Source organism: Bradyrhizobium cosmicum (assembly GCF_032290525.1).
Classification (GTDB): Bacteria; Pseudomonadota; Alphaproteobacteria; order Rhizobiales; family Xanthobacteraceae; genus Bradyrhizobium; species Bradyrhizobium cosmicum_A.
On the sequence record NZ_JASXTA010000014.1, the window covers coordinates 108164 to 128893 of the forward strand.

At 62.3% G+C, this 20730-nt stretch carries 20 protein-coding genes; all 20 read right to left on the reverse strand.

Annotated elements, in window-relative coordinates:
• Window positions 1-25 precede the first annotated feature (25 nt).
• Entirely contained in the window at window positions 26-436 is a 411-nt protein-coding gene (locus QSV46_RS24315; RefSeq protein ID WP_314957645.1) for a c-type cytochrome, read from the reverse strand.
• Window positions 433-1062: a cytochrome c gene (locus QSV46_RS24320; protein ID WP_314957646.1), complete on the reverse strand. Its 630-nt coding sequence runs from the start codon at window positions 1060-1062 to the stop codon at window positions 433-435. Before QSV46_RS24320 ends, QSV46_RS24315 begins: the two co-directional genes overlap by 4 nt.
• Entirely contained in the window at window positions 1063-1899 is an 837-nt protein-coding gene (locus tag QSV46_RS24325) for a substrate-binding domain-containing protein (RefSeq protein WP_314957647.1), read from the reverse strand.
• Window positions 1883-3730, reverse strand: coding sequence for a methanol/ethanol family PQQ-dependent dehydrogenase (locus QSV46_RS24330; protein WP_409997205.1), 1848 nt, complete (start codon window positions 3728-3730; stop codon window positions 1883-1885). Before QSV46_RS24330 ends, QSV46_RS24325 begins: the two co-directional genes overlap by 17 nt.
• A 109-nt stretch (window positions 3731-3839) precedes the next feature.
• Window positions 3840-4631 carry a heme-binding protein gene (locus tag QSV46_RS24335; protein WP_409997206.1) on the reverse strand — a complete coding sequence of 264 codons (792 nt, stop codon included), beginning with the start codon at window positions 4629-4631 and terminating at the stop codon, window positions 3840-3842.
• A 67-nt stretch (window positions 4632-4698) separates the two neighbouring features.
• Window positions 4699-5631: a cytochrome c oxidase assembly protein gene (locus QSV46_RS24340; RefSeq protein ID WP_314957651.1), complete on the reverse strand. Its 933-nt coding sequence runs from the start codon at window positions 5629-5631 to the stop codon at window positions 4699-4701.
• Window positions 5619-5819: a hypothetical protein gene (locus QSV46_RS24345; protein ID WP_314957654.1), complete on the reverse strand. Its 201-nt coding sequence runs from the start codon at window positions 5817-5819 to the stop codon at window positions 5619-5621. Before QSV46_RS24345 ends, QSV46_RS24340 begins: the two co-directional genes overlap by 13 nt.
• A 149-nt stretch (window positions 5820-5968) precedes the next feature.
• Complete coding sequence (locus QSV46_RS24350; RefSeq protein ID WP_314957655.1) at window positions 5969-6568, reverse strand: cytochrome c oxidase subunit 3; 600 nt, start codon at window positions 6566-6568, stop codon at window positions 5969-5971.
• Window positions 6565-8478: a cytochrome c oxidase subunit I gene (gene ctaD / locus QSV46_RS24355; protein WP_314957656.1), complete on the reverse strand. Its 1914-nt coding sequence runs from the start codon at window positions 8476-8478 to the stop codon at window positions 6565-6567. The genes QSV46_RS24350 and ctaD overlap by 4 nt, the downstream gene beginning before the upstream one ends.
• Complete coding sequence (gene coxB / locus QSV46_RS24360) at window positions 8475-9485, reverse strand: cytochrome c oxidase subunit II (protein WP_314957657.1); 1011 nt, start codon at window positions 9483-9485, stop codon at window positions 8475-8477. Before coxB ends, ctaD begins: the two co-directional genes overlap by 4 nt.
• Before the next feature lie 82 nt (window positions 9486-9567).
• Window positions 9568-9693: a hypothetical protein gene (locus tag QSV46_RS24365; protein WP_314957658.1), complete on the reverse strand. Its 126-nt coding sequence runs from the start codon at window positions 9691-9693 to the stop codon at window positions 9568-9570.
• A 93-nt stretch (window positions 9694-9786) separates the two neighbouring features.
• Window positions 9787-11379 carry an alpha-amylase family glycosyl hydrolase gene (locus QSV46_RS24370; RefSeq protein ID WP_314957659.1) on the reverse strand — a complete coding sequence of 531 codons (1593 nt, stop codon included), beginning with the start codon at window positions 11377-11379 and terminating at the stop codon, window positions 9787-9789.
• Window positions 11380-11593: 214 nt separating this feature from the next.
• Window positions 11594-12655, reverse strand: a complete 1062-nt coding sequence (locus QSV46_RS24375) for a UDP-glucuronic acid decarboxylase family protein (protein ID WP_314957660.1) — start codon at window positions 12653-12655, stop codon at window positions 11594-11596.
• Window positions 12656-12667: 12 nt separating this feature from the next.
• A complete protein-coding gene (locus QSV46_RS24380; protein WP_314957661.1) occupies window positions 12668-13792 on the reverse strand; it encodes a glycosyltransferase in 1125 nt (374 codons plus the stop codon).
• Entirely contained in the window at window positions 13789-14877 is a 1089-nt protein-coding gene (locus tag QSV46_RS24385; protein WP_314957663.1) for a glycosyltransferase, read from the reverse strand. The genes QSV46_RS24380 and QSV46_RS24385 overlap by 4 nt, the downstream gene beginning before the upstream one ends.
• Window positions 14874-16001, reverse strand: a complete 1128-nt coding sequence (locus QSV46_RS24390; protein WP_314957664.1) for a glycosyltransferase — start codon at window positions 15999-16001, stop codon at window positions 14874-14876. Before QSV46_RS24390 ends, QSV46_RS24385 begins: the two co-directional genes overlap by 4 nt.
• Window positions 15998-17110: a glycosyltransferase family 4 protein gene (locus tag QSV46_RS24395; RefSeq protein ID WP_314957665.1), complete on the reverse strand. Its 1113-nt coding sequence runs from the start codon at window positions 17108-17110 to the stop codon at window positions 15998-16000. Before QSV46_RS24395 ends, QSV46_RS24390 begins: the two co-directional genes overlap by 4 nt.
• Complete coding sequence (locus tag QSV46_RS24400) at window positions 17107-18393, reverse strand: TIGR04295 family B12-binding domain-containing radical SAM protein (RefSeq protein WP_314957666.1); 1287 nt, start codon at window positions 18391-18393, stop codon at window positions 17107-17109. The genes QSV46_RS24395 and QSV46_RS24400 overlap by 4 nt, the downstream gene beginning before the upstream one ends.
• Complete coding sequence (locus QSV46_RS24405) at window positions 18390-19457, reverse strand: SDR family NAD(P)-dependent oxidoreductase (protein ID WP_314957667.1); 1068 nt, start codon at window positions 19455-19457, stop codon at window positions 18390-18392. Before QSV46_RS24405 ends, QSV46_RS24400 begins: the two co-directional genes overlap by 4 nt.
• Entirely contained in the window at window positions 19457-20569 is a 1113-nt protein-coding gene (locus QSV46_RS24410; RefSeq protein WP_314957668.1) for an NAD-dependent epimerase/dehydratase family protein, read from the reverse strand. Before QSV46_RS24410 ends, QSV46_RS24405 begins: the two co-directional genes overlap by 1 nt.
• Between the last annotated feature and the right edge of the window lie 161 nt (window positions 20570-20730).

Below are 20730 nucleotides of genomic sequence, written 5' to 3' on the forward strand. Positions count from 1 at the left end.
AAGATCGCCCTCATGCCTGGAGCGGCTATTTCAGCGTATACAGGTAGGCCGTGATATCTTGTGCATCGTTCTGAGGAATGCCCATGCTCGGCATGGCATTACCCGGCAAGACCTTCTGTGGCTCGCGGAGCCAGAACGTCATGTTCTCCGGAGAATTTCGCACGAACCCTGCGATATAGGTGCGCGTGCCGATACGGTGCAGCGGCGGGCCGACATTTCCATCTGCGCCCGCTATGCCGGGGATGTCATGACAACCGCCGCAGCCGTATTGCCCGATCAGCTGAGCGCCGCGTCGGACGTCTCCGGCGAAATTGACCGGGCCGGCAGCTTCGCCCTGGCCGCATGCCGTGAGAAGGAAGCCGAGCAGCAGGACGCTCGGCGGGCGAGAATTGGCGAGCGCAAATGGACAAATCATCGGGCACTCCATTGAGCTCATGGTCGCTGGCCGGAGCTGAACCCTTTCGTACTCGACCAGGGATCGCTGGTCGAAACCTGCTCCGACGGGACCTGCTCGATATTCGGCGACAATGGCGCCGCGGAGAACGTTCGGCCCCATTGACGGCTTGGCTCGTTGCTGATCTTGCCGATATAGGTCACGAGATCCCAGATCACGGAATCTGGCAGCACGGCGCCCCAAGCCGGCATACCATTCGGGCGGCCTTGGTAAATTGAGAGATAGATGTTCTCCGGCTGTGAGCCGTAAGTGAAAAGGCCATTGCTGAGTGCGGGCCCCATGCCGCCGCCGCCATTCGGCGCATGACAGCCGACGCAATTGAAATTGATGTAGTACGTCATGCCTCGCTGGAGTGCGTTCGGGTCTCCCTGAGCGGGGTTCTTGATGATCGGGCTGCTGGGCTGTGCGCCCGGGAAGAGGTGGGTGACCGGCACCCGCATGAAAACGCCGGGTCTGCCGTTACCTACACTCCCGCCAAAATCGGGGCGGGACGCGAGCGTTGGTGCCTGGGCTTCCTGCGATTGTGGCAGGCTTTGCTGGCCGAGCGATGGTCCGCGGGCGCTGACCATAACCAGAGCGATGGCAATCCAGAAGGAACGTCGGAGCATCTAGTGTCCTCCGGAATCGGTTTCCGATGTCTCCACCACGGGAACGCCGTAGTCACGCAGGAGCGTTGCGATTTCAGCCCGATGCCCGATGATGAAGGCGTTGAGCTGATCGCGCAGATCGTGATCGCCCTTGCGCACGCCCATCGAGATGGAGAACTGGAATTGCTGGGGTGCAAACCGGTCTCCGTCCTGGATCGGAGTGACCGTCAGAGAAACCGGCGAAAGCTTGGCGAAGTAGCCGGCGAGGGGACCCCAAGCAGCGGCAAGTTCGATCTCGCGGCTTTCGACCGCCTCGAGCAAACGCGCCGGCGGATTTGCCTCGCGATAGTCGCCATAGATCGAGTAGCCACGCACGTTGTCGACGATACCCTGCTCGCCGAGTGCCTGCGCGGGTGGCGTATTGTTGCCGTCATCGCCGATCAGGTGCACGCCGATCCTCAACTTGCGTAGCCTCGGATCGAGCAGGGAAGTAACGTCAAGATGCTGATCCTGACGCGACAGGAAAACGTAAGTCGACCGATAATAGGGAATTGTCGCCTCGACCAGATCGTAGGTCGAGGACACGCCCATCACGACGTCGCATTTGCCGGCCTTCAAGGTGTTTCGGATGAATCCCCGGCGCTGCGCCCACCAGGTGTAGGAGACCTGCTTGCCCAGATGGTCCGCGATCAGGGTCGCAAGCCGGTTCTCAAATCCGAGCTGCGCGCTGTTGGAAAAAGGCATGTTGTTTGGGTCGGCGCAAACCCGAAGCTCGGAAGCAGGCGCAGCCATGATATGGCTGGTCAACGCGACCGTGGTTGCGACGGCCACAATCCCCCCGCTACCGAGCCGGCGCATGATTGTTGTCCTGCGCCGCCGGCGTGCCCAACCTGAAGACGAGCAGCTCGCTGCCGCCCGCGGTATAGAACGGCAAGTCCTGGGTAGCGCCTGTGAATCCAAGCGCGCCATTACGCACGCGGGGATCGATCTCGGCATTTGCGACCACGCCCGGCCAACCGCCGACGCCTGAAAGTATGGCGACGTATTGCTGGCCGTCCGAGCCGCGATACGACACGGGCTGGCCGATAAATCCGGAGCCCGCCCTGAACTGCCAGAGCAGATGTCCGTCCTTGGCATCGACGGCTTTGAACAGGCGATCCATCGTGCCGTAGAACGCAACGTCTCCCGCCGTGACCAGGGCACCGCTCCAGACCGGAAGCTTCTCGTGAAGCTCCCATACCTTTTTTCGCGCGACCGGATCCCACGCCATGAACTCGCCACGGTAGCCGCCCGGGCCGGCAAACATGTCGACGTCAGCGCCGATATACGGGGTGCCGGCGATATAGCCGGCCTGAGAGGCCTTGAAGTTCATGCACAGATGCTGGTGCGGGACGTAGAGCAGCTTGGTCCGGGGAGACCATGCGCTCGGCTGCCAATCCTTGGCACCAGGCGCGGAGGGACAGATGTTTTCGATGGTCTTGCCGAGCAGAGGCGTCTTTTCATCGTTGGGAATGATCTTCCCCGTCTTGAGATCGACGCCCTTGTAAACGTTGACGAACTCGTAGGCGTCCGCCGAAATCACCTCGCCGGTCGCGCGATCCATCACGTACATATACCCGTTGCGCCCGGGATGGATCAGGACCTTGCGCGGCTGCCCGTTGATTTCGAGTTCGACAAGAACGTTTTCGTTGATCTCGTCATGGTCGAACAGATCGTGCGGATTGACCTGATAAGCCCATTTGGCCCGACCGCTGTCGGGGTCCCTCGCGAAGATCGTGGTGCTCCAGAGATTGTCGCCGCTGCGCTGGTTGGCGTTCCACGGACTTGGGTTCGCGGTGCCGTAGTAGATCAGGTTCAATTCCGGATCATATGAAATCCAGCCCCACGCCGTGCCGCCGCCAACCTGCCAGCGGTCGGCCGGCCAGCTCTTGACGCCGAGGTCTTGGCCCCTAAGATTCTCGTAGAAAGGCTTGAAATCGTCTCCAATCAGAACGTCCTTGTCCGGCCCCGTCGCATAGGCGCGCCAGACAATAGCGCCGGTGTTTTCGTCGAGCGCGGTCACCCAACCGCGAACGCCCATCTCGCCACCGCTGTTGCCGACCAGGATCTTGCCGTTCACGATCACCGGCGCCATGGTGATGGTTTCGCCCTTGTTGATCTCTCCAAGCTTCGTGTGCCAGAGCTCCTTGCCGCTGCCGGCATCGATCGCAACCGCGTGGTTGTCGAGCGTGTTGAGAAAAACCTTGCCGTTGTCGAAGGCGAGGCCCCGGTTGACCACGTCACAGCAGGCGACTCCGGCCGCAGCGGGCTCTGGCTTTGGCGCATAAGACCATTTCAGCTCGCCCGTCGTCGCGTCGAGCGCGAACACGCGGTTGGGGTACGGGCCTGCATATGGGCCGACCACGTACATCGTGCCATCGACGACGATTGGAGCCGCTTCCTGTCCTCGATCGGCTCCAAGCGAGAACGTCCAGGCAAGCTGGAGGCGAGATACGTTGCCTGCATTGATCTGATCGAGTTCGCTGTAGCGGGTATTTGCATAGTCCCGCGCCGCCATCGGCCATTGTGCGGGATCCTTCATGCGGCTGATCAGATCGGTTTGAGCTGAAGCGGCGGACAGCCACATTGCAATGATCAAGACGGCGCCCAGCACTCCCAGCAGCAAACGTCTCGAGGCCCGAGCTAACATATGTAAGTATCCCCACGGCGGGCTGTGGTCCGCGCCGTGCCGCGGGCCAACTGCGAACGTACAAAGGTTGCCGCAGCTGTTGGTTCCTAACCCACACACCCTGAGAAGCTCATCTCACCACGTTTCCCGAGATCCCCGCGCCGAGATCGATTGCGATCTGGTCTTCCCGGCCGTTGCATTTGGGGTGCCCGAACCCCGATGGGCTTTTGCCGTCGGGTCCGATATCGTAGATGATGGCGTCTTTCATATTGGGACTGACGCCTGCCGGTACGTGGTCGAGCCCGAGATAGTGGCGCGTGCGCCAGGCGACATTGTGATCCGCACATGAGCTGTCGCCGCTGACCCCGATCGCGCCGGCGATGCCGTGATCGTCATAGAGTGCAAGGCCGCCGCCGAACACGATCACGCCGCCCACAGGCTTGCCGACCATCGGATCATGCGCGGTGCCGAAGTCTTCCGGTCGGCCGGAATAGATGACGTCCGGCGATGGCGGATTGCTGAGCGCAGCACCGAACAGGATTCCGCCGGGTTGGGAGCCCGCATACAGGTTTGCGCTTGCCATGGCCTTGTCCTTCAGGCTGAACGCGTTGGCGGTGTTTGCCTTCTCTGCTGCGATGGCACGGCTGCCGAGCCATTGGTCGTCCACCTTGTCGCCGCTGTAAGCGACGGCGCAGACGATGCCTTGGCGGTTCACGACAGCCGCCCACTCATTGTTGTCGAATCCCCCGTTGCTTGGACCTCCCGACGGCTTGACGCTCTTCTTGAGGATATCGGCCAATTGATTGTGATCGACCGGACAGGACATTGGGGGACTCGGCTGATCCTGCGCTTGCATTGCGGTCGGACCCAGTCCCGAGATCATCAGAATCGCAAGTCCTGCCATCGCGCGTCGGCTGCTCATGCATCCTCCAATAACCGGTGCTGACGTTGACCACTGCGCGACGAACGCCGAGCGAAAGCGGCGGTTCCTAGCCGATGCCGGGCATTCGATAGGAGGGCTGAGAAGAAGACCTTTCGTTCATGCCGAGCCAGCGATAGGCGAAGACCAGCGCCACGCCGGTGTAGAGGGCTCCCATCGGCACCCACATCAGGATGCCTGCAAGCTGCTGGTCTTCCAGCTTTGAAAGACCGAAATCCGCCGCCAGAACGCCTTGGCCTGGGATCCAGACCCGTGTCGACAACGTCAAGAGAGCCCCGAGCACGCCGGAATGCAGGACGGTTACAAAGAGACAGGCGATGCCGATCCCATCGCGGAGCCGCGCGCTGCGTCCCGGACCGCGGCCATAGAAAAGCACCCACCAGAACAGAAGCGCCGTAGCAAAGAAGCTGACATGCTGGAGCCGATGGACGGCGGCGTTCTCCACGGCCCACGCGTAGAGAGGCGGTGCGTGCCAGATCCAGAGGGCAAGCCCGTGTAGCGCAGTCGCGCTGATGGGGTGGCTGACGAAGCTCCAGGCGGTCGCCAAGGGCCCCGTGCTGAGGACGCGACCGACGGGGGCGCGCAGCTTTGAAGGCAGACTCCACAGCATCGGACCGTTAATCCTGGCCAAGGCCATCAGCGGGGCAGCGACCAGCATCAGCAATTCATGTTCGACCATGTGCGCGGTGAACAGGCGCTCGCCGATCCAGTGAAGCGGCGATGTGACCGCGAGCGCAACGACCAGCCATCCGGTCCAGAAGGCGGCAACCCGATTGTAGCTCACCCCACGACCGCCGCCGGCGCTACGCCAGAGCCGTTGTGTCCCGACGTAAAAGGCGATGCCAACGGCATAAAGCGGGATGAGCAACCAAGGATCGTAGCTCCATAAGGACGAGGAATCGATGACGTCGGATACCCCGTGCGCGCCGGCAGAAGACGGCAGCGACGCGACGAACAGCAGAAGCGCAATCAGCGCAGGCATGAATTGACCATGGACGCGGCGATGAGCTGGTTTGCGATCACAAGCGCGAACAGGATGCCGCTACCGACCCCCAACCAGGCCATGAACGTTCTGGGGCCGGCGCCCCGCGCCTCGGCCCATTCTGTTGCGGCACTGCGACAAACCGCCCGCGCCGACAGCAGGGAGCCGGTCAGGGAGACCAGAATCAAGATAGCCCCCATGACCAAGCCGCTGAAGGCCGTGTTCTCGCACGCAAAATGTACGACGCTGTAAACGCCCTGCAAATTTACAGCCCAGGCGGCGGGGCCGAGAGCGACGCCAGCCCAATAGAGCAGTCTCGAGTTTGGCTCAGGAGCCGTCATAGCCGTGGCACCCAATCGAGCAGGACGTACAAAGGAAGCCATGCGAGCACGACGAAATTCCAGTAGAAGACGTTGTCGGTGACGTCGCTGAAGCGGCGCGGCTTTGCGTGCGACGTGAACATCAGCACCGTCAGAACGACGGTGTCGGCAAGGTCGGTCGCCAGATGCGTCGTATGCAGACCGAGAATGAGCCAGACGATGGAGCCATAGGCCGAATTGTCCCACCTGGTGTTGAGATGCGCAAATTCGAAGCCGCGCAAGACCAGCAGCACGATTCCGATCAGCGACATGACGATCAGGCAGGCGCGGACCTTCCGCAGATCTTGGCGATGCGCCACGCGGTTGGTGTATTGGTTCGGGATGACGCTGAGCAGATACAGCGCGGTCGCGAGGCTCCCCGGCCAAAGGTCGGGCGGGGGTGCTCCAATCGGCCAAGTCGGGTTCACCGCATACAGATAGAGGTATGCACCGACGGCGACAGCAAAGCCCATGCCTTCGAGCGTTATGAATCCCATGGCGCCCCACCAGGGTCCGCTCCGGGGGCCGAAACCATAGGTCGGCAGCTCTCCGACGTTCTGAACGATGTGCTGATTCACTCCTCGTCCTCCCTGCTGCCGGTCGGCCAGAACCAGCCGATCAGGGCGACCGCCATCGGGGGCGTGCCCCAGAGTACGGCCCAGGGCGTAAAGATCGTGCAGATGAAAAACACCGTGGTGGCGAGCGCGGTGAGCAGTGGCCAGATGCTCGGCTCTGGCGAGGCTTCGCGGATCTGGGGATCGGCTTCAGCCAGTGAGGTCAGCAACACCTCCCGGCGCTCCACGCTCAAGCCAGCCACGACGCGCAGGCTTTCGGTATCAGACCACAGCGGCTCGCGATGATCGACCGCGGGAATGCGATCGAAATTGTAGGACGGCGGCGGCGACGTCGTCGCCCACTCCAATGTGGAGGCGTCCCAGGGATTGCGGCCGGCCGGCGCGCCTCTTCGAACGCTGACGACCACGTTTGCAATCAGCAGGACGAAGCTGACGGCGAAAAGTGCCGCGCCGCAACTCGACAGGAGGTTCAACCGGTCCCAGCCCATATCGGGCGTGTAGGTGTAGACCCTGCGGGGCATGCCCATGAGTCCGAGAATATGCATCGGGAAGAACGCAACATTGAAGCCAATGAATGCGAGCCAGAAATTCCACCGCCCCAGTCTCTCGCTCAACATGCGGCCGCTGATCTTCGGGAACCAGTAGTAGACAGCCCCGATCAGCGGAAACACCGCTCCGCCGATCAGCACATAATGAAAATGGGCCACCACGAAATAAGTATCGTGAACCTGAGTATCGATCGGCACCGAGGCGACCATCACGCCGGAAAGGCCGCCGATCACGAACACCACGACAAAGCCGAGCACGAACAACAGGGGTGTGCGGTAAATCGGCCGACCATCCCACAACGTGGCGAGCCAGCAGAAGATCTGCAGACCGCTCGGGACCGCGATCAGCATGCTGTTGGCCGTGAACAGCGCGGCGCCAAGCTGCGGCAATCCCGTCACGAACATATGGTGCACCCACAGCCCGAACGAGAGGAAGCCGGTCGCAATCAGGGACAGGACGATCACGGGATAGCCAATCACCGGCCTGCGCGCAAACGTGGCGAGAATCGCGGATGCCATCCCGGTCGCAGGCAGAAAGATGATGTAGACCTCGGGATGTCCGAAGAACCAGAACAAATGCTGCCACAGCAGCGCGTTCCCGCCGGCCGCGGCATCGAAGAAATGCGTGTTGACGAGCCGGTCGAGGATCAGCGACATCGAGGCGATCATGACCGAGGGCATCGCGAACATCACGAGGAAGGCGGTCACCAGCATCGACCAGACGAAGATGGGGATGCGGTCGAGCGTCATCCCGGGCGCCCGCTGTTTGAAGACGGTGACGATGATCTCCACGGCGACTGCGAGCGCGGCGACTTCGGTAAACGTGATCATCTGCGCCCAGACGTCGGCGCGTTTGCTGGGCGTGAACTGAAGGTTCGACAGAGGAACGTAAGCGAACCAGCCGACATCCGGACCGACGTTGAAGAGAAACGAAATCCACAGAAAGCAACCACCGAACAGGAAGATCCAGTAGCTGAAGGCATTGAGGCGGGGAAAGGCGATATTCCGCGTCCCGACCATCAGTGGCACCAGATAGACGGCAAAGGCTTCCATGACGGGCACGGCGAACAGGAACATCATGGTCGAGCCGTGCATCGTGAAGACCTGGTTGTAGAGGTCTGCCGACAGGACGTGCTTCTCGGCGCCCGCGAGCTGAAGGCGCATCAGGATCGCGAGAATGCCTCCGAGAAGCAGGAATACAAAAGCCGTCAGGATGTAGCGCCGTCCAACGACCTTGTGATCGACCGAGGTAAGTGCGCCGATCAGGCCGGACGGGGTTCGCCAGATTCTGTCGAGCCGCGTCGAGAGCTGTAGTCCGTCCAGAGCATCGTCGTGCAATTCGCTGTGCTGGGCGACCAGGGTCACTTGAGCTGCTCCAGATAATGATGAATCGCGATGAGTTCATCTGACTGCAACGCCATCTGCGGCATGAGATTTCCGGGCTTGATGTGTTGCGGGTCGGCCAGCCATGCGCCCAGACTTGCTGAATTGAGGGGCAACGTACCCGCCGCAATCGTGGTTCGGCTGCCGAAATGGGTCAGGTCTGGCCCGAGCTGGCCGCCAGCCAGGGTGCCGCGAACGGTGTGACAGAGCGCGCAGCCGCGCGCGCGAAATAGCTCCTCGCCCCGTTTTGACAGCGGGTCGACCGGGCTGCCTGCGCTCTGGTTCTCGTGATCGCGCCAGCGCTTGAACTCGTCTTGCGGCAGCGCGATCACCGCGAATGCCATGTGCGCGTGCTGCAGTCCGCAGAACTCGGCGCATTGGCCGCGATAGACGCCCGCCCTCTTCGCCGTGAACTGAATCTCGTTCTGCTGGCCTGTGATCAGGTCCATTTTTCCCGTGAGACTCGGGATCCAGAAACTGTGTATCACGTCGGCCGATTGCAGTTGCACCCTCACGGGCTGCTCGACCGGAATCCGAATCTCGTTTGCCGTGACGAAGCTCAAATGCGGGCTATCTGCCTCGTAGCTGACTTCCCACCACCATTGATGCCCGGTGATCTTCAGGGTGAGCGCGTTCGGGTCCTTTGCGAACACGCTACGTTGTCCGGCGTAGCTGACCAGTGATAGCGCGAGCACGATGAGGACCGTTGCTATCCCGAGGCCAAGGACAATTTGGCCTGCGCGTCTCTCAAACGGCGGATGCAGCGCAAGTGGATGCCGGGACAGCGAGGGCTGGCGCCATAGCCCGACGGCGAGCACCACCACCACGGCAATCCAGACGACCGCTGCGACGACCAGGAAGGCGACAAAGATGCGGAGAATGTCTGCGGATTGCAGCGCGTGAGGGTCCAGCGCAGATTGTCGCCCAGCGCAGGCGCCGAGCGGCCAAGCCGCAAGTAGCACAAGACCCGATCTCATCCACGCCGACATTGGTGATTACAGACGCTCCGCCTGCTGGGAACCGGTGGCAGTTACAAAGGTTCCTATTCGCGGGTGCGTGGTTCGGAGAAGCCTAAAGCGCCGGCCATCCTTTGGCCGCGACCGTGATGGCCGCAGCGCCGACTGCCATCAGCAGGAGAACAAGTGCAATGGCAACCATCGCTCCCGGCTGAGTGAGAGCGCGCAGATCTTCGAGCATGAGTCGTGGTCTCCATCGGGCTGTCCTGAGGAATGGCTGCAGCGAGCAGTCGTTCCAATAGTTTGCAGAGGAGAATGACGCTTGCGCCGCGGCTCATTCACTTCCAAGCTCGATGATCAGGCCTTCGTTCGCCCGAAGCAGGACCGATATCGGTTGGACAGACTGGAAAGGTGGGCCCGAATGCGTCGACAGGAGTACCTTCCCACGACGATCCCATTCGAACTTGCGGGGCTCAGTCGCAATGTTGAGCACGATGAGCAACTCGCTTTGGTCCAGAGCACGCCTGTAGGCCAGGATGTCGTTACGGGCGCGAACCGGGTGATATGCGCCACGCTGCAGGGCCGGGTATGCTCGCCGCACCGAGATCAGGCTCCGGAATAGATGCAGGATAGAGCGTTCGTCGCTGCGTTGATGGTCGGCGTTGCGGGCGCCGTCGGCCTCCAGGGGCAACCAGGGCTCGCCAGTCGTGAAGCCGCCCGTCGGGCTGTCGTCCCACCGCATCGGAGCGCGCTCGGGATCGCGGCAGAGGCCGTATCCTTTCACCAACTTCTCGAAGGGGTCGTCAATTCGATCGCCCGGGATGTGAACGCGTTCGCGACCGATCTCGTCGCCCATGAAGAAGAACGGCGTACCTTTCATCGTCAACAACAACATCGCCAAGGTGCGCATCGCCGCTTGCCCGATCTTGCTGGCGATGCGCTGCTTGTCATGACCTCCGATCACCCAGACCGGCCAGCCGCCCTCGGGCAGCGCGTTCAAGTAGGCATCGATCGTTGCTTGCAGGTCGAGCACGTCCCAGCGACAATCGAGCAATGCGAAATTCAGCGGCAGATGAAGGCGTGGCCGCTCGGTGCCGTAGAAATGGCCTATGCGGTCCGTCTTGCCCTGGACTTCCCCGCATAGCAGCCTGCTTTCGTAGCGATCGATCACCTCGCGAATGAACTCGATACACTGCATGGTTTCCGGCCGATCGTCGGTGAAGACCGGCATCAAGCGCTGCGGCGGCGGCTTGGTTTGACCTTCCGGAGCGGGCGGATTGTCGCGGAGAAGAGGATCCTTGATCAGGACGGCGCTGGCGTCGACACGAAATCCATCCACTCCGCGATCCAGCCAGAACCGCATGACGCCTGCGATTGCCGCCCGGACATCGGGATTCCGCCAGTTCAGGTCGGGCTGCTCGGCCAGAAATGAATGGTAGTAGTATTGGCCTCTCGCCTCGCACCATTCCCAAGCGCTGCCGCCGAAGCGGCTCAGCCAATTGTTAGGCGGAGCGCCGGTCTCGGCCGGCTCGGCCCAGACGTACCAATCTGCCTTCGGATTGTCGCGGGAGGCACGGCTCTCGACGAACCAGGCGTGATCATCGGACGAGTGGTTCGGTACGAGGTCGAGAATGAGCTTGATGCCCAGCTCGTGGAGCCTGGCGATCAGGCGATCCATGTCCTCAAGGCTGCCGAACGCGGGATCGATCGTCTGAAAGTCGGAAATGTCGTAGCCGAAATCGCGGAAGGGACTTTTGTAGATCGGTGTGAGCCAGACCGCGTCGACGCCGAGCCAGGTGAGATACTCGATGCGCGAGAGAAGGCCGGGCAGGTCTCCCTTGCCGTCTCCATTGGAGTCCTGGAAGGAGATCGGCGCCAACTCGTAGATGACTGCGGACTTCCACCAATCGCCTGTGGCTTCATTCATGAATGACTTGCGGCTCGCTATCTGTTTCAATCATCAAGCCGCTCTCGCGGGTTAGGTTCCTTTGCGTCCAGGCTCGCGGCATCATGGCCATCGCGCAACAACTGGGAATGCTGTTTGTGCACCACGGCCGTCGCGAATTGAGGACGGTCGCGGCGCCATGGCGCACGGCGTCGATCCTGCACCGGATGATGACGCGCCGTCTTCGCCGACGGCATTAAGGTTGGTCGGCTACGGTTAGCCGGGCGCGTGCCATCCGGCCCTTCCGGGGCGCGATTGCCGGCACCAGTGCGGGCGTCTCCGTTGCCATGCGGAGAGCGAAATAGGCAATCGTCGCCTGAAGACCCTCTTTCAACGCCACGCGTGGACGCCACCCCAATGACCTTTCGGCGGTATCAATAACCGGCTTGCGACGCTGAGGGTCGTCCTTTGGCAATTCCTCGAAGCGCAAAGGGGATTCCGAACGCGTGGATGACAGAACCTCACGGGCAACCGCTTCGATCGTCACCTCGTGCGGGTTTCCCAGATTGCATGGCCCGGTGACGGAGGCCGGGCTCTCCATCAGGAGCTGCAGTCCCCGCACGAGATCTTCAACGAAGCAGAAGCTCCTGGTCTGAGTTCCGCGTCCATAGATCGTGATGGGTTCTCCCCGCAATGCCTGCACGATGAAGTTCGAGACGACCCGGCCGTCATTCTCGAGCATGCGCGGCCCGTAGGTATTGAAGATGCGCGCAATCTTGATTTCGACGCCGTGCATCCGGTGATAGTCGAACATCAAGGTCTCTGCGGCCCGTTTGCCCTCGTCATAGCAAGCTCGTGGGCCGATCGGATTGACGTTGCCAAGGTAAGACTCGGGCTGAGGGTGAATTTCGGGATCACCGTAGACCTCGCTGGTGGAGGCCTGAAGCACGCGTGCTCCCTTTTGATGCGCCAGTTCGAGAATGTTCAGGGTCCCGATGACGCACGTCTTCATCGTGCCGATCGGATCCGTCTGGTAATGGCGCGGCGAGGCCGGGCAAGCCAGACTGTAGATCCGGTTGACGTCTTCGTCGACGTCGAGCGGCTCGCGCACGTCATGCTCGATGAAGCGAAAGTTCGGATGGTTGAGCAGAGGCCTGACGTTGTCGGTCGTCCCGGTAAAGAGATTGTCGACACAGATCACTCTGTGGCCGCGCTGTAGCAAGGCGTCGCAGAGATGCGATCCGATGAAGCCGGCGCCGCCGGTAACCAGGACGGTGGTGGAGCGACGGGGCGCATTGATGCGGGTCTGGAACGTCATGGTACTCTCCCTTCAGAATTCGGCGACCTGCACCGGCCGGATTTCGGACAATTTTCTTGATTTGCGCCGCCGCCGCGCGGATGCTTCCAGATAGTAAGTCTCCAGTTGCTCGGCCCTATGATACGAGGTGTGATCCGCGAGCACTCGCCGTCTCGCATTGTCCGCGATCGTGCGACGGCGTTCCTCGGTCATGTCCCGAAGGATATCGACGACATCGTGCGGGTTCGAGACGAGAAGAATTTCATGCGACGGCTTGAAGATGGTCTCGATTCCAGACCACTGGTCTGAAATAACCGGTGTTCCGCAAGCGGCGGCTTCAAACAGCCGAACGCTCGGCGAGAAGCCGAGAGCGCGCATGTCGGTTCGCGTCGCGTTGAGGGTGAAGCGCTGCTCCGAGTAGAACATCGGGTGCTGTTGTGGCGTGAGATGCTCGATCCGGGACACGTTTCCGGGCCAAGTGAGGTGTTCCGGATATTGGGCTCCAGCGACGACGAACTGCTCGAACGGGAGCGTGCGAGCGGGAGCGAGAAGCAGTTGTTCGAGCGTCGGTTGCCTGTCGTCGCTGTAGGTCCCGAGATAGCCGAGCGACCATTTCAGCTCCGCCTGCTGAGGCGTGTATCGCTCCGTATCGGCGCTGCAATACAGGGCTCTTGCCAATGGGCTGCCGTATTTCTCCTCGATCATCTGCGGGACTGGACCACCGGAGAAGGAGAGATAGAGATCGAAACGCGGGATCATCGCGGCGGAAAGGTAATCGAGCCCTTGTTCGAGTCGGGACAACGTGACCGGCGTATCGATATCGTAGAAGGCCGTGACGCCCTGGGCGTGGGTCGTGACCCATTCGGAAATCGCGATGCCATCCGGGACGAAGGAGCCGATGATAACCAGATTGGCCCCACGGATAAGCTGTCCAAAGCGGCGTGGAATGTCACTCAGAGTCTCGTAGAGACCGACGTTCCATGCAGAAGGCTTCACCAGATCGCGATGGTTTCGGTACCACGAGACGTCCCGCTCCAGAAAGGTAACGCGGTGGCCACGTTGCGCCAGGGCCTCGATCAGGGCGCGGTAGGTCGTGGCGTGACCGTTGCCCCAGGATGATGTGACCGAAAGACCGATGACGACAATGTTGAGGTTCATTCTGCTGCCTCGATTCGCGAACTGCTTCCGACAAATAGATCGTTGAACTGGCGCGCGCGATGGCGGTAGGTGTGATGGCCAAGGATGCGCACACGTGCGCGGCTGGCGATTGCCTGTGCGCGACCAGGGCTCAAGGCGCTGATGTGGTCCGCGACCTCGTCGCCTGTCGAGGCCACCAGGACCTCGCGGCCGGGCTCGAGGAAATGATCGATGCCATCCCATTGATCGGTGATCAGGCAGGCGCCGGCGCCGATGGCCTCAAAGACACGTGTCGGAGGCGAGAACCCGTATCGAGCCATGCTGTCGCGATTGATATTCAGTGTGGCCAGGCCTGAGCCGAAGAATGCGTTGTGGTCGGACGTTCCGACGTGCCCGACCTTGCGCAGATTGGCAGGGGTGTCCTTGTTGTCCCAACCGGAGCCGCCGAGCACAAACGTCTTTGCCGGCAGCGAACGTGCAACGTCGATGAAGAACCTTTCGACGCGCTGCTCGCGGTCGGGCAAGCGGTTCGCCAGCAGGCTGAGATCGCAGCCGAACCGTGGATTCGGCGGGGCGGAATAGTGCGTTGCGGGGTCGAGCGCATTGTAGATCGGTACGCACTCCCGCGCACCGATGGCGCGATAGGCGGAGACGACCGGCTCGCCGCCGCCATAGGTCAGCACCATGTCGTAGGATCGGATTGCGCGGCGGAGATGATGATGAGGGTCATCCGCCATCGACTCCAGCGTGGCAGGCGCGTCGACATCCCAGTAGATGCGCATCGCCTTTGATGGAACGTTGGCCGCGGCGATTTCCAATTCCTGATCGAACACGCCGACGCCGCTCGCCTTGATCAGCATGTCGGCCGAGTTCGCCGCCGTCTCGATGCTGCGTTGCCAGCCGTCGGGCGTTGCCGGATAGACGACCACCCTTGCCCAGTCGGGATCTGCGATATCGCGATGCGCCTGGCGCTCGAAGGCATCAGGCTCGAAGAAGGTGATATCGTGCCCGAGTGCCGCGATTTCCTTCAGCATGCCACGATAATAGGTCGCTGCGCCGTTCCAGTAAGACGAGACGAGGCTCGAACCGAAGAAGCAGATTTTCATGCGACAGCTCCGATGTACGGCCGGTGCTGCGGCTGGTCCGGAGCCCGGATGTCCTCGACGATTGCGAGCAGCTGTTGCACGCGATGGTGACAGGTGTGCTTTTGCGTGATCGTCCGGAGCCCCGCTTGCACCGTTGCAAAAGACAGCTCGCGGTCATCCAGCAGTGCGCGCAGGGCGCTCTTCATCTGTGCGCCATTGGCGGCGCTGAGATAGGCGCCCTCCGGGAACAGCCCTTCGGCATCAACCCAGGGCGCCGACACCAGTGGGACGCCGCACGCCATCGCCTCGAACACGCGAATGGTCGGGATGCCGGGAAGAGACCGGACATAGGGGCCACGCGGCACATGCACCGTGGCGCGCGCGCTGGCGAAAGCGGCGGGAGCCCAATGGGCCGGCAGCCAGCCGCCATACCGGATGCCTGCGGCCCGAATGGTGTCGAGCGCTGCATCCGAGTAGCGGACGCCGTAGGCACTCGCGCTGAGCTTCAGCTCGGCGACCGGATCAACCAGGAATTCGTTGAGTTCAGCGGCTCGCTCGCCGTCGCCCCAGTTGCCGATCCAGATCAAATCGTCGGTCCGTTCGATGTGCGGCAACGGATGGTACAGGGCGACGTCCGCCGCCTCGTGCCACGTGAAGGCCCGGTTGGCCCAGCCGAGCTTCAGGTAGATCTGGCGGAGCACCTCACCGAAGGCGAGCACGCCGTCGAACCCATCGAGGTCGAACTGCGCAAGTTCTTCCGGCGCAGTGACGGCCCGGTGGTGGGTATCGTGAAACAGCAGCGCAAACGAAGCGCCTCGCGCACGCCTGCGCCCGATTTGGGCGATCAGATCGGGCGAACTCCATTCGTGAACAATCACGAGATCGGCGCCGTGCAGCGCGCTATCAAGATCCAGCAATGCGTCATAGCGGCGAACGTCGATCCCGGGGAAGAGCGCCGGAATGTCGTCCATCGCCTGAGTGCCGCCCTCTCGTATCGCATTCAACCGGCTCCAGCCGTCGACGGGTTCATAGACAATGACCTCGTGACCGAGCGAGTGCAGCTCGCGCGAATAGCCTCGCAAAAAATGCGCATTGCCGTTGTTCCAGCAGGAACTGAACGCGTGGTAGAACAGGACGCATTTCATGCGCGCACCTCGATGGGGCCGTCCGGCGCCTGCGCGCGCCACGATGTGAGCAACGCTTCGTAGAGCTTCAGATAGGCGTTCGTCATCCGTGTCAGGGAATAGGTCAGGGAATGCTCATAGGCGGCACGTTGCAGCCGGGTGCGCTCACGCTCATTGGTGCACAGATGCGCAAGCGCGCGATGCAGCGCCTGGCCGTCGGCGGGATCGACGAACAGGGCAGCTCCGCTCCACAATTCCCGGAAGGTCGGAATGTCGGACAGGACGAGTGCGCAACCCGCTGCCGCGGCCTCGAGAACTGATAGCCCGAACGGCTCGTAGAGCGCCGGGGTGACGAAGATTCCGGCATGTTGCAGGCGTGCGCGCAGGACCTCGTGCGGCAATTGTCCAAGCCAGCTCACGGAAGCCGACGGGCTTGTGTCGGCCGGTCCCGCAACCTCGATGGGCCAAGGCAGTCCGGGCGCCGCGGCCGTCAGAGCCTCGAGGTTCTTGGCGCGGTCCCAAAGTCGACCGGCCGCCAGGATCAGGTTCTGTTTTCGCCCGCCGGGACTGCCGGGCGCGATCCCGTTCCAGATCGTGGCGCCAGGGGTGCGGGGACGGTAGATCTCCACGATCTCGCTGTGGAAGGACCGGCTCGGGCACACCCAGGCTTGGGTGATGTCGAGAGCTGCAGCAACCCGTTCGGTGTAGCGGCGCCATCGTGGCTCCTCCAGCCAGGCCGTGTCCCGACAGGCCCGCGCCCAGGAGCGAACGCAGGAGTGTGCCGCGAGCACGGTCGGCGCGCGCCATCCGAAGGATGCTTCGCGAAAGCTGTTGAGATGAACAAGGTCGGGCCTGAGTTTGGCCTCGAGGCCGGTAAGGACGCGCCGTGCGTCCGAGACGTTCTGCCCTTCAGGATCCCGCCATTCAAGCGCCAGGTCCGTCTCGATCAGGCGCACCCGAGAGCCATGCAGCATCGCCCGCTGATCTGCGCGCGCGCGGGGCCCCAATGTCACGAGGTCGACCTCGGCGCCGGCTTTGGCGAGCGCCGTCGCGAGGCCGCAGCCATAGGTCCACACCCCGCCCACGGTGTCGGTGGTCATCAGGATCCTGACCTCCGCGAGATGGCTCATGGCGCAACCCGAAGTTCGAGGTTATCGAGGGGGACGGGACGATCGTTCTGTACGTCGCTGAACTGATCGAACAACGCCAGATAGTGCCGATGCGCGCGTTCCCAGGCGAAATCGTCGGGCTCACCCCATAGCTTTCTGTAATCCGGCGAGCCCGGATAGGGGTAGAGCGGCACCGGATCATTCGCCCAGACTCCCGCATCTCGCATCTGCCGGCGCCAGCGCTGCACGACCGGATCATCGTCCTCGGGCACTTCGATCAAATTGGCCTGAACGAAAGGAACATGACGGCGTGCCTCGACCAGCCGCTCGGCCAGTTGGTCGGTGGTCATCTTGCAGTTCTTGGCGAGCGCGGCGCGCCCCTCCACGGTCAGGCTCTCGATACCGGCCTCGATCGAGACGCAGCCGGCCTCGCCGAGCAAGGCCAGCATGTCCGGCTTCCAGAGGTCGATCCGCGTCTGCACGCCAAACTTCAGCCCGCGCGCGATCAGTCCCTCGAGCAGCTCTCTGTTCGGGAGAAAGATCTCATCGATGAAGTAGACATATTCGATGCCCTGTTCGCGGAGCCCGTCGATTTCATCCAGGACGATCGCGGGAGGGCGTTTGCGATAGCCGTTGCGAAAATTGTCCTTGGCGCAGAACGTGCAGCTGTATGGGCAACCCCGGGACGCCTCGACTTCAGCGCCCGGAGCGAGCGGCTCGGCCTCGAAGCGGTGATGATGGTGGTGGTGGCGCCGCACCATTTCGTCCGGCCAGCGCAGCGGCGGCTGATCCCTAAAGTCGACCGCCTGAGGGCCTCCATTGACCCGGATCGAGGCTCCGTCGGTAAAGCACAGGCCGGCGAAGTCGCGCTCGCCATTGGCCAGCCGAAGCAGGGAGGTCTCGCATTCTCCCATCACGACGATGTCGACGCCGAGCTTCTTCAGCGCCGCCCGCGGCGTGGTCGAGCCGTGGGGGCCAATCGCGACCAGGACCGGAGCGAGGTCGCGGATCGCCAGCGCCAGCTCCTGTGGCACCCGAAGCTCGGGCGGCGCGCAACGCCAGAACAGATAGGTCGGCGCCGTCGTGATGATGATCAAGTCGGGGCCGAATGCCCGCAGCTCGGCCTCGATCTCGATCAGGGACAGATCGAACATGTGCGCGTCGAGCAGCAGGGTCTTGTGCCCGGCGGTCTTCAAATGGTGATCGGAAATTCCGAGCTCGAGCGGCAGGTGAGGGGACCGGCAGCCGAAATAGATGCTGCCGCCGAAGTCCCAGTTGGGGTTGATGAGAGCGACGCGCGTCATGCCAGAGCCTCGCGGCTGCCATGCGGGGATGCGAAGCGGCTGTCGAGCCATGTGTGGAGTGAGCGGAGGCCTTCCGTGACGGCAATCTGCGGAGCCCAACCAAGCGCTACGGACAACGCGCGTGTGTCGGTGACGTACCAGGGCTGATCGCCGGGACGCCAATCGGCGAAGTTGTATGCGACCTTGCGACCGGTCAGATCGGCGATGCCGTCGATCAATTCCAGCAGGCTGATCGCATTGGCGGGGCCACCGCCGAGGTTGAACACGCGTCCGCGGACCGTGTCCATGCCGTCGAGCGCGGCAAGCCAGGCGGTGACCGCATCCGAGACGTGAAGTGCATCACGGACCTGCTTGCCGTCGCCGTAGATCGTGAGCGGATTTCCGCGGATTGCGCTCAACAGAAAATGCGCGATCCAGCCCTGATCCTCCGTCCCGAACTGGCGGGGGCCGTAGATGCAACTCATCCGCATCACCACCGTCCGGAGACCGAACACACGAGCGTAGTCGTGAACGTATTGGTCTGCCGTGCCCTTGGAACAGCCATAGGGGCTATAGAAATCGAGCGGCGCATTCTCGGAGACACCGCCGGCCAAGACATCGTCGTTCGGCAGGTAGCGGCGACCGGAGAGCCGGATCGCGCTGTCGTCGATCAGGCGGCCATAGACTTTGTTGGTCGAAGCGAAGATCACGGGGGCCTGCTTGTTGTGCAGGCGGACGGCTTCGAGAACGTTGAGCGTACCGCGCGCGTTGATCTCGAAATCGGAGGCGGGATCGCTCACGCTGTCGGTGACCGCCACCTGGGCTGCCAGGTGCAGCACGGCGCGAGCCTCGCGCACGGCGTCGATCACCGGTATAGGATCACGGATATCGGCAACCGTGATGGCAATCTTCTCGCCATGCCTGGACTTCAGCCACTGCGCGTTCTCGCGCACCCCCAAGCGAGCCAGATTGTCCAGCACCAGAACGTTCTGGCCACGCTCCGCAAGCCGATCGGCCAGATTGCAGCCGATGAAGCCGCAGCCGCCGGTGATAAGGACTGGTTTGTTGTCGCTGGTCTGGGTCATCACGCCACCAATCCCCGTTGCAGCAGCTCCCTGTGGGCTCGCTCGGCCTGATCATCGGCAATCTGGTCCGCGAGATATTCGGCGAGCTCTTCGAGGCCATCCTTGAAGGCAACATGCGGCTCAAAGCCGAGCAGATCGCGCGACTTGCCGATATCGGCGAAACAGTGCCGAATATCTCCCGCGCGGTATTTTCCGGTGATTTCAGGTTCGATGTGAGTTCGGCCCATCACTTCGGCCAGATCTCGCGCCACCGAAACGATGGTTCGGCTGAGGCCGGAGCCGACATTGAAGACGTCCTGGGCGTGTTCGGCCTCAAGCGCTATGCGGCATGCCCGTGCGACATCATGCACATGGACGAAGTCGCGGCGCTGCAGGCCGTCCTCGAACACCAGTGGCGAGCGTCCGTTGAGCAGCCGCGCGGCAAAAATGGCGAGCACGCCGGTGTAGGGGTTGGACAAGGCCTGGCGGGGACCGAACACGTTGAAGAAGCGCAGGGCTATCGTGGGAATGCCATAGGCCTTGCCCGTAATCAGGCACATGCGCTCCTGCGCGTATTTGTTCAGCGCGTAGATCGAGCTCAGCGATGGCTGCTTTGTCTCGGGCGTCGGAATGGGTTCGAGGGGATGACCGGCCTTGTCGCGCAATTCCCAATCACCGCGGCGAAGCTGTTCGATCGGCCGCTCTTCGCAGGCAACGACCCCGCGGTCGGTGCCGCAATAGAGGCCCTCGCCATAGATGCTCATGGACGATGCCACGACCAGCCGCTCGACCGGCCGCTTCGACAGCGCCTGCAACAGCACGGCTGTGCCGACCTCGTTCGTTCTGACGTAAGGTTCGATGTCGTACATGCTCTGGCCAACGCCAACGGCGGAGGCGAGATGGAGAACCATGTCGGCCCCGCGCAAAGCGTGTTCGACGGCAAGTGCATCGGTGACGTCCCCGATGACGAGTTCAGCGTCCTCGGCGAGATAGGCCGGGCGTTGACGATTGCCGCCGTGAATCTGGGGCGAGAGATTGTCGAGGAGTCTCACCTCGTAGCCGGCCGCAAGGAGGACATCCGCAGCATGGGAGCCGATGAACCCCGCGCCCCCAGTGATCATTACTCGCGTCATTCACCGCTCCGTGCCGCATGAGGCCGATCCTGCGAGAGCGGCCTGAATGAGAGTGGAAGCGCGCTTTGCTAATTGGTCGGGCGACCCGCGCGCCAGTCACGTTCGAAGTTAGAAGCGGTGCAAGGAATGTTCGTTCCTCCGGAATGTACAAACGAAAATTT

Coding starts and splice junctions, on each gene's coding strand:
- QSV46_RS24370 (WP_314957659.1), bottom strand. CDS start 11,379: ATGAATGAAGCCACAGGCGATTGGTGGAAGTCCGCAGTCATCTACGAG.
- QSV46_RS24320 (WP_314957646.1), bottom strand. CDS start 1,062: ATGCTCCGACGTTCCTTCTGGATTGCCATCGCTCTGGTTATGGTCAGC.
- QSV46_RS24410 (WP_314957668.1), bottom strand. CDS start 20,569: ATGACGCGAGTAATGATCACTGGGGGCGCGGGGTTCATCGGCTCCCAT.
- QSV46_RS24385 (WP_314957663.1), bottom strand. CDS start 14,877: ATGAAAATCTGCTTCTTCGGTTCGAGCCTCGTCTCGTCTTACTGGAAC.
- QSV46_RS24375 (WP_314957660.1), bottom strand. CDS start 12,655: ATGACGTTCCAGACCCGCATCAATGCGCCCCGTCGCTCCACCACCGTC.
- QSV46_RS24330 (WP_409997205.1), bottom strand. CDS start 3,730: ATGTTAGCTCGGGCCTCGAGACGTTTGCTGCTGGGAGTGCTGGGCGCC.
- QSV46_RS24395 (WP_314957665.1), bottom strand. CDS start 17,110: ATGAGCCATCTCGCGGAGGTCAGGATCCTGATGACCACCGACACCGTG.
- QSV46_RS24390 (WP_314957664.1), bottom strand. CDS start 16,001: ATGAAATGCGTCCTGTTCTACCACGCGTTCAGTTCCTGCTGGAACAAC.
- QSV46_RS24335 (WP_409997206.1), bottom strand. CDS start 4,631: ATGAGCAGCCGACGCGCGATGGCAGGACTTGCGATTCTGATGATCTCG.
- QSV46_RS24380 (WP_314957661.1), bottom strand. CDS start 13,792: ATGAACCTCAACATTGTCGTCATCGGTCTTTCGGTCACATCATCCTGG.
- QSV46_RS24365 (WP_314957658.1), bottom strand. CDS start 9,693: ATGCTCGAAGATCTGCGCGCTCTCACTCAGCCGGGAGCGATGGTTGCC.
- coxB (WP_314957657.1), bottom strand. CDS start 9,485: ATGTCGGCGTGGATGAGATCGGGTCTTGTGCTACTTGCGGCTTGGCCG.
- QSV46_RS24325 (WP_314957647.1), bottom strand. CDS start 1,899: ATGCGCCGGCTCGGTAGCGGGGGGATTGTGGCCGTCGCAACCACGGTC.
- QSV46_RS24315 (WP_314957645.1), bottom strand. CDS start 436: ATGAGCTCAATGGAGTGCCCGATGATTTGTCCATTTGCGCTCGCCAAT.
- QSV46_RS24340 (WP_314957651.1), bottom strand. CDS start 5,631: ATGCCTGCGCTGATTGCGCTTCTGCTGTTCGTCGCGTCGCTGCCGTCT.
- QSV46_RS24405 (WP_314957667.1), bottom strand. CDS start 19,457: ATGACCCAGACCAGCGACAACAAACCAGTCCTTATCACCGGCGGCTGC.
- QSV46_RS24400 (WP_314957666.1), bottom strand. CDS start 18,393: ATGACGCGCGTCGCTCTCATCAACCCCAACTGGGACTTCGGCGGCAGC.